This is a genomic window from Streptomyces mesophilus, assembly GCF_040300965.1.
Lineage (GTDB): Bacteria > Actinomycetota > Actinomycetes > Streptomycetales > Streptomycetaceae > Streptomyces > Streptomyces mesophilus_A.
This window is the reverse complement of the sequence record NZ_JBEPEW010000069.1, coordinates 33316-41807: the sequence shown is the minus strand read 5'-3', so window position 1 is coordinate 41807 and position 8492 is coordinate 33316. Positions and strand designations below refer to the sequence as shown.

General features: G+C 73.5%; 4 protein-coding genes. All 4 read left to right on the top strand.

Annotated elements, in window-relative coordinates; all coding sequences use genetic code 11:
• Window positions 1-274: 274 nt before the first annotated feature.
• The 4 genes from ABT367_RS23425 to ABT367_RS23410 all read left to right on the top strand — a co-directional run bounded on the left by ABT367_RS23425 (window position 275) and on the right by ABT367_RS23410 (window position 8428).
• The gene (locus ABT367_RS23425) at window positions 275-3046 is read left to right on the top strand and encodes a hypothetical protein (RefSeq protein ID WP_352255034.1); all 2772 of its coding nucleotides are present in this window, start codon (window positions 275-277) and stop codon (window positions 3044-3046) included.
• 473 nt (window positions 3047-3519) lie between these two features.
• Entirely contained in the window at window positions 3520-4587 is a 1068-nt protein-coding gene (locus ABT367_RS23420) for an ABC transporter ATP-binding protein (protein WP_352255033.1), read from the top strand.
• Window positions 4588-4662: 75 nt separating this feature from the next.
• Window positions 4663-5400, top strand: a complete 738-nt coding sequence (locus ABT367_RS23415) for an ABC transporter ATP-binding protein (protein WP_352255032.1) — start codon at window positions 4663-4665, stop codon at window positions 5398-5400.
• 469 nt (window positions 5401-5869) lie between these two features.
• Entirely contained in the window at window positions 5870-8428 is a 2559-nt protein-coding gene (locus ABT367_RS23410) for a sensor histidine kinase KdpD (RefSeq protein ID WP_352255031.1), read from the top strand.
• The last annotated feature ends 64 nt before the right edge of the window (window positions 8429-8492 follow it).

Genomic DNA, 8492 nt, shown 5'->3' with positions numbered 1-8492 from the left:
GCCCCCCCATTCGCGGGGGGGTCGGTTTTGCGGCGGGTGTGGCGGGGGGCGTGCCCTTCCTCGGCGGGGTGGGGGTGGGGCGGGAGGTTTCGGGCGATGGGCCCCGCGCGGCCGTCGGCTCGGGGCGCGGTGTCGGGTGTGGCCGCGTACGGCGGGAGGGGCGCGGTGTCGGGTGTGGCCGTGCGCTTCGGGAGGGCCGCGGCATCGGGTGTGGCCGCGTACGGCGGGAGGGGTGCGCTGGCGGGTGTGGTCGTGCAGGGCGGGAGGGGCGCGGATGAAGCGCTTCTCGCTCCGGGGTATGCGCGGTGACCTTCCGCTGCTGGCCTGTCTGGCGCTGCTGACCGCCCTGCTCACCGCTGTCACGGCCGCCGCACCGGCCTTCATCGAGCAGCTGGCCGGACGGGCGTTCGCCGACCGGCTGGTCCAGGCGCAGGACACGGCGCCCGGCGTCACGTACAGCGTGCGTCTCGACGTCGCACCGGAGAACGTCGTGGACCCGGGCGGGCGGCTCGCCGATGCCATGATCGACGTCGGCGACGAGCTCGAATCCTATTCCTGGGCCTCACCCGAGCTGCCCGGCGAGCTGCGCACCGATTCCGCGCGGCTCGTCCTGCCCGGTGTCGATGCCGACACGGCTGCCGGGCCCGCACGCCTCTCACTGATGCACGCCACCGACGCGCCCCGCAAGGGCGGTTACGTCGAGGGCCGCGCCCCGCGCGCCAGGACCGGTACCCCGGAAATCGCCGTTTCGGAAGCCACCCGGGACGGCCTGAAGCTGCGCGTCGGCCAGCGGCTCGAGCTGGGCCGGGACGGGCAGCAGGGCATCCAGGCGACCGCGGTGGTCGTGGGCGTCTTCGCCACGGGCGGCGATACGCGCCTTTGGCGTCAGGAGCCGCTCCTCGTCGCGCCGTTGAAGAGCGCCGACAGCGCTGAGAGCGCTGAGAGCGCCGACAGCGCCGACAGCGCCGCGAGGCCGCACCAGGCGATGGCGCTCACCGCACCCGGGTCCATCCTCGAGCTGCAGGCACAGGCGGGCCTTCAGCTCTCCGTCCAGTGGGGCATGCGGCTGCACCTGAACGAAGCGGAGGCCCGGCAGTCCGCGGGGGCCGAGGGGCGACAGGAACTTCAGCGCGCCCTCGTCGAGACCAGCGAGGTGGCCCCGGAGCAGTTCTGCGACATGGCCATGTTCGGTGGGGTCGAATGCCAACTCGGTCTGAACCCCAGCAGCGGTCTCGATTTCACCTCCCGACTGCCCGTCGCCTTGGACGAGTTCAGTCGCCAGTGGGGCCAGGGCCAGGCCGTCGTGGCCTTCGGATTCGCCACTCTCGCCGTCGTCGCGCTCGCCGCCGCGGTCGTCACGGCGCTCCTCGCACTGCGCCGCCGGCTCGACGTGCACCGGCTCCAACGGGCCCGTGGCGCATCGGCGTTCGGTCTCGCGGCCGCGCGTGCCCTGCACACCCTGCCCGGCCTACTGCTCGGTCTCGCGGCCGGTCTCGCGGCCGCCTCACGGGTCGGCGAGGGCGCGGCGACGGGCCTGGGTGCGCTGGCGGCGTTCGGCTGCTGGCTGCTCCTGCCGCTCGTCACCTTCTTCGCCGTACGGGACAGGGCCCTGCTGCGCGAGAGGACTTCGGCGGTACGGGGCCGGCGGGCCGTCGCCGAAACAGCGCTGCTGCTGCTCGCGGCGGCCGGGGTGTGGGCGCTGCGCTCGCGCGGGACCAGGGCGGAGGCCGGACCGGATCCGCTGCTCGCCGCCGTGCCGGCGCTCCTGGGGCTCGCCACCGTGGTGGTCCTGGTGCGCTGCTATCCGCTGCCCGTACGGCTGCTCGCCCGCGCGGCCGCGCGCCGCCGCGGGACCGTGGCCCTGATCGGGCTGCTGCGCGCGGCCAAGGAGGCGCCCGCGCGGGCGCTCGCCCTGCTCGTCCTGGTGGTCACGCTCGCCGGCGCGGTGTTCGGCGGGCTCGTGGCCGGGACGCTCGCCGAAGGGCGGGAGGAGGGCGCGCGGTGGCGGGTCGGCGCGGACGCCGCGTATCTCGGTGCCGGGTTCAACCCGGCGGCGGCGGAGGAGCTGGCGCGTGCCAGGGGGGTCGAACACTCCGCCCGGGTGGGCGAGTTGCGCATCAGTCCGCGCAACAGCTCGAGCGGCGCCGCGTACGGCTCGACCAGTCTCCTCGCCGTCGATACGGAGGCGTTGCGCAAGGCCGCACCCGACTCGGCCGCCGCTCATGCCACAGCCGCCCTGCCCGCTTCGGACGGTGCGGTCCCCGTGCTCGCGCGCGGTGGGCCGCGGGTCGGGGAACGGCTCGAAGCGGAGTTCGGCGGCAGAAAGCTGCAGCTCCAGGTCACCGGGGTGCTCAGTGACGCGGCCGCGGGCGACCATGCGCTCGGGCCGCTGCACACCGCCGAACTGCCCGAGCAGCTGCTGCTCGCCGATCTGCGGGCGCTGCGGGGCGTGCCCGAGGACCAGTTCGAGCAGAGCGCCCTGCTGCTGTACGGGGACGGGATCCGCGCGGACCGGCTGCGCAGCCTCGTCCCGCGGGCCGCTCCCGACGTCAGCCCCGGGGAACTGCTCATCCTGGACGAGGAGTTGGCCCGCGTCGCGGACGACGACCTGGTGGGCGCCCTGACCCGCGCCCACACCGCCTGCACCGCGCTCGCCGTGGTCCTCGCACTGCTCGCGTTGGTCCTCGAGCTGCTGCTCTCCGCCCCGGCGCGCGGGCGTACGGCCGCCCGGCTGCGGACGATGGGGCTCGGTGACCGGCAGACGGCGGTGCTGCATCTGCTGCAGCTGCTGCCGATGGTGCTCGCGGCGGTCGTGGGCGGCACGGCGCTCGGCCTCGCGCTGCCCTCGCTGCTCGGACCGGCCCTGGACCTGGGGGAGTTCACGGGCGGCCCCGGCGACCCGGGGCTGCATGCCGACGTACTCCTGACCGTGGTGCTCGGCGCGGGATGCGGCCTGCTGGTCATGGGGGCGGTCGGGGTGGAGACGTTGCTGGGGAGGCGGCGTGGGCTGGGTGCGGTGCTGCGCGTGGGGAGGGGGGATGAGTGAGGTGGGGCGGGACGGTGCCGGATCGGCGATGGGACGGTGGCGTACCGACGACGAAACGGGCGCGTATCGGCGAGGGCACGGATCCGTCGCGTCGTGGGGCGGCTGCGTTCCGACCGCGGAACGGATGCGTACCGACGGCGGAACGGCCGCGTACCGACCGCGAAACGTCGCCGTACCGACGTTGGAGTGGCGGCGTTCCGGCCGCGAGACGGCTGCGTACCGACGGCGAAACGGCCCCGTACCGACGGCGAAACGGCCCCGTACCGACGGCGAATCGGGCGCGTACCGGCCGCGAAACGGCCTCGTATCGACCTCAGACCGCCCCCTTACCGACGGTCGAACAACCGCGGCCCGACGGCACACCGGCCGCGTCCCGGCGAAACATCAGCCGCGCCCCGACCGCGGCACGGCCACGGCACGACCACGAACCGACGGCCACCGGATCGATCCCACCCCCACCGGACGGAGGAGTCATGAGCCGACCTGAACAGGCGGGTGCCGACCGGGAGTCGAGCGGTCCGCTGCTCGCCGACCTGGAGGCGCGCGCCCGCCGCGCACCCGCGCGCGGTCCCGAGGACGGCGTGATCGTCTGCGACAACCTCGTCCGCGTCTACCGCACCGAAGAGGTCGAGGTGCAGGCCCTCCAAGGGCTCGACCTGACCGTCACCGAAGGCGAGTGCGTGGCCCTCGTGGGCGCGTCCGGCTCCGGTAAGTCGACGCTCCTGTCCATCCTGTCCGGCCTCGACCTGCCCACCGCGGGACGGGCCCGCGTGGCCGGACACGATCTGCTCGCCATGCGGCGACGGGAACGGCTCGGCTACCGCCGTGCCACCGTCGGCTTCGTCTGGCAGCAGACCGGCCGCAACCTGCTGCCGTATCTCACCGCCCAGGAGAACGTCGCGCTGCCCATGAAGTACGCCCGTGTGCCCCGCCGCAAGCGGCAGGAGCGCGCGGCTGAACTCCTCGGCACCCTCGGGCTCGCGTACTGCCGCGACCGCCGGCCTTCCGAGCTCTCCGGCGGCGAGCAGCAGCGGGTAGCCGTCGCGGTCGCCACCGCCAACGCACCCCGGGTGCTGCTCGCCGACGAACCGACCGGCGAACTCGACACCGCGAGCGGCGAGGACGTCTTCGCCGCACTGCGCCGCGCCAACGAGGAGCTGGGCGCGACCGTCCTCGTCGTCACGCACGACCCGCAGGTCTCCGAGCAGGTGCGCCGCACGGTCCGGATCCGCGACGGGCGCACCTCGACGGAGACGCTGCGGGGCGGGGAGCGGGAGTTCGCCGAGGAGTTCACCGTCCTCGACCGCGCCGGCCGGCTGCAGCTGCCACGGGAGTACGTCGAGCGGTACGGGCTGCAAGGGCGGGTCCGGCTGACCGGAGAGAGCGACCACGTCGGCGTCTGGGCGGCGGACCGGTCCGCCGCCCGCGCAACGGACGGATCCGCCTCGCACCCAGCGGACGGATCCGCCGACCGTACAACGGACGGATCCGCCGACCGCACAACGGACCGGCCCGTGGCGCCGGATCCCGCGGAGGAATAGCACCTCGTCCATTGCCCGCCCGCACGGCGGTGACGAATACTGGCGCGGAACACAGGAGCGTACGGGGGGTTGGGCATGACACAGAGCGCGAGCGGCGCCACGGAGACGATGACAGCCGGGGCCGGTGACGGTGCGCCGATGGTGGTCGTCGACGGGGTGCACCGGTCGTACGGCAGCGGGGCCGCGGCGGTGCACGCACTGCGCGGGGTGTCGTTCAGCGTGCCGCGCGGCGAACTCGTCGCGCTCAAGGGGCGTTCGGGCTCCGGCAAGACCACACTGCTCAACCTGGTCGGAGGCCTCGACTCGCCCGACGGCGGCACGATCACCGTCGACGGCCTCGACATCGGCTCCCTCGGTGAGAACGGACGGCTCGCGCTGCGCCGGGACCGGATCGGTTTCGTGTTCCAGTCCTTCGGTCTGATCCCGATCCTGTCCGCGGCCGAGAACGTCGGCGTACCGCTGCGGCTGCGCAAGGCCGACCCCGTCGAGCGCGAGGAGCGGGTCGCGCTGCTGCTCTCCCTGGTGGGCCTCGCCGACCACGCCAAGCAGCGCCCCGGTGAGCTGTCCGGCGGCCAGCAGCAGCGGGTGGCCATCGCCCGCGCGCTCGCCAACCGGCCGGCCCTGCTGATCTGCGACGAACCCACCGGCCAGCTCGACGCCGAGACGGGGCACGCGGTCATGGAGCTCCTTCGCGCGGTCGTACGCAGCGAAGGGGTCACCGCCCTGGTCGCCACCCACGACGCGGCGATGCTGGACCTCGCGGACCGCGTCCTGGAGCTGAGCGACGGAGAGATCGTCGAGGGCGGCGACTGACCACAGGCGAGTGGCCACAGGCGACTGGCCGCAGGCACCTGACCAAGGCCGATCGGACCCTGGCCGCCGCGCTGCCCCCGCCTGCCGCGCCGCGCCCGGGGTCCGCGCCGACCGCTGCCGACCGCGGACGGCCCGGCCCTCCCTCCGCGCTCAGCCCCCACCACCCACCGCGGACGGCCCGGCCCACCCACCGCGCACAGCCCCCACCACCCACGTACGGCCCCCACCACCCACCGCGGACGGCCCGGCCCGCCCACCGCGCACAGCCCCCACCACCCACGTACGACCCACCCCATCAGAATCCCGTCAAAGAGACCCCCCTTCCCGCCCTCCGCGCCTTTTGTCCGACTTCCCGGTCTTAAGGTCGACCCAGCACAGGCAGCCGATCGTGAGCTGCGCCCGAGGGTGAGCAGCAGGTGCGAACCCGTGGGCAACAGGCTGTGGCGGCGATCTGAAAGACAATGGGGCCATGGGACGCGGCAAGCTTCGGATCTATCTCGGTGCGGCACCGGGCGTCGGCAAGACGTACGCGATGCTGTCCGAGGCCCACCGCCGGGTCGAGCGCGGTACGGACTGCGTGGTCGCGTTCGTCGAGCACCACGACCGGCCGCGCACCGAGGTGATGCTGCACGGTCTGGAGCAGATCCAGCGCCGCGAGCTTGAGCACCGGGGGAGCACGTTCACCGAGATGGACGTGGACGCGGTGCTGGCCCGCCACCCCCAGGTCGTCCTGGTGGACGAGCTCGCGCACACCAATGTGCCGGGTTCGCGTCACGCCAAGCGCTGGCAGGACGTCGAGATGCTGCTCGGGGCCGGGATCGACGTCATATCCACGGTGAACATCCAGCATCTGGAGTCGCTCGGCGACGTCGTGGAGTCGATCACCGGCGTACGGCAGCGTGAGACGGTTCCCGACGAGGTGGTCCGGCACGCCGACCAGATCGAGCTCGTCGACATGTCGCCCCAGGCGCTGCGCCGGCGGATGGCGCACGGCAACATCTACAAGCCGGACAAGATCGACGCCTCGCTCTCCAACTACTTCCGGATCGGCAACCTCACGGCCCTGCGCGAACTGGCGCTCCTGTGGGTGGCTGACCGCGTGGACGAGTACCTACAGGAGTACCGCGGCGAGCACAACATCAAGTCGACCTGGCAGGCGCGTGAGCGCATCGTCGTCGGCCTGACCGGCGGACCCGAGGGCCGCACCCTGATCCGCCGCGGCGCACGGCTCGCGGAGAAGGGCGCCGGCGGCGAGGTGCTCGCCGTCTACATCGCCCGCAGCGACGGCCTCACCGACGCCTCGCCCAAGGAACTCGCCCTCCAGCGCACCCTCGTCGAGGACCTCGGCGGCACCTTCCACCACGTCATCGGTGACGACGTACCCGCCTCGCTCCTGGAGTTCGCGCGCGGGGTCAATGCCACCCAGATCGTGCTCGGCTCCAGCCGCCGCAAGGCCTGGCAGTACGTGTTCGGGCCCGGTGTCGGCGCCACGGTGGCCCGGGAGTCGGGCCCCGACCTGGATGTCCACATCGTCACGCACGACGCGGTCGGCAAGGGGCGCGGACTGCCCGTAGCCCGCGGGGCGCGGCTCGGCCGGGCACGGATCATCGCCGGGTGGCTGGCCGGTGCGGCCGGGCCCGCGCTGCTCACGCTGGTGCTCAACGCGATCCCGGGCGACCTCGGGCTCGCCAACGACATGCTGCTCTTCCTGTCCCTGACGATCGCCGCGGCTCTGCTTGGCGGTCTGCTGCCCGCGCTCGCCTCTGCGGCGATCGGCTCGCTCCTGCTCAACTACTACTTCGCCGAACCGCTGCACCGCTTCACGATCGCCGACCCGCGCAACATCGTGGCGATCGCGGTGTTCGTCGGCGTCGCCGTCGCGGTCGCCTCCGTGGTGGACCTCGCGGCCCGCCGTACGCACCAGGCCGCCCGGCTGCGCGCCGAGTCCGAGATCCTCTCCTTCCTCGCCGGCAGCGTGCTGCGCGGCGAGACCACGCTCGACGCCCTGCTCGAACGGGTCCGCGAGACCTTCAACATGGAGTCCGTGGCGCTCCTGGAGCGGCAGAGCGACGTCGACCCGTGGACCCGCGCCGGCAGCGTCGGATCCGCCGCCGGTACGGCCGGTCCCATCGAGCGGCCCGAGGACGCCGACGTGGACATGCCCGTCGGTGACCACATGGCCCTCGCGCTCACCGGCCGGGTGCTGCCCGCCGAGGACCGCAGGGTGCTCGCCGCCTTCGCCGCCCAGGCCGCCGTCGTACTGGACCGCCAGCGCCTGATGACCGAGGCCGAACAGGCCCGCACCCTTGCCGAGGGCAACCGCATCCGTACCGCCCTGCTCGCCGCCGTATCGCACGATCTGCGCACCCCGCTCGCCGGCATCAAGGCCGCCGTCACCTCCCTGCGCTCGGACGACGTCGAGTGGTCCGAGGAGGACCAGGCCGAACTGCTCGCCGGGATCGAGGAGGGCGCCGACCGGCTCGACCACCTCGTGGGCAACCTCCTCGACATGTCCCGGCTGCAGACCGGCACGGTCACCCCGCTGATCCGCGAGATCGACCTCGACGAGGTGGTGCCGATGGCGCTCGGCGGCGTCCCCGAGGGCGCTGCCGACCTGGACATCCCCGAGTCGCTGCCGATGGTCAGCGTCGACAAGGGACTCCTGGAGCGGGCGGTCGCCAACATCGTGGAGAACGCCGTGAAGTACAGCCCCGGCGGGAAGCCGGTACGGGTCTCGGCCAGCGCGATCGGCGACCGCGTCGAGATCCGGGTCGTGGACCGCGGCCCCGGCATCCCCGACGACGCCAAGGAGCGGGTCTTCGAACCCTTCCAGCGGTACGGGGACGCGCCCCGCGGCGCCGGGGTGGGCCTCGGTCTCGCGGTGGCGCGCGGCTTCACCGAGTCGATGGGCGGCACCCTCAGCGCCGAGGACACCCCGGGCGGGGGCCTCACGATGGTGCTGACCCTGCGCGCCGCCCGTACGCCCGAGCGCCCGCCGGCCGAACTCAACGCCTCGGCCACGACATGACGAGCCCGGACGTACGTACCCCTCGCGTCCCGACTTCGGCGCAGACTGAACAGCATGGACCGGA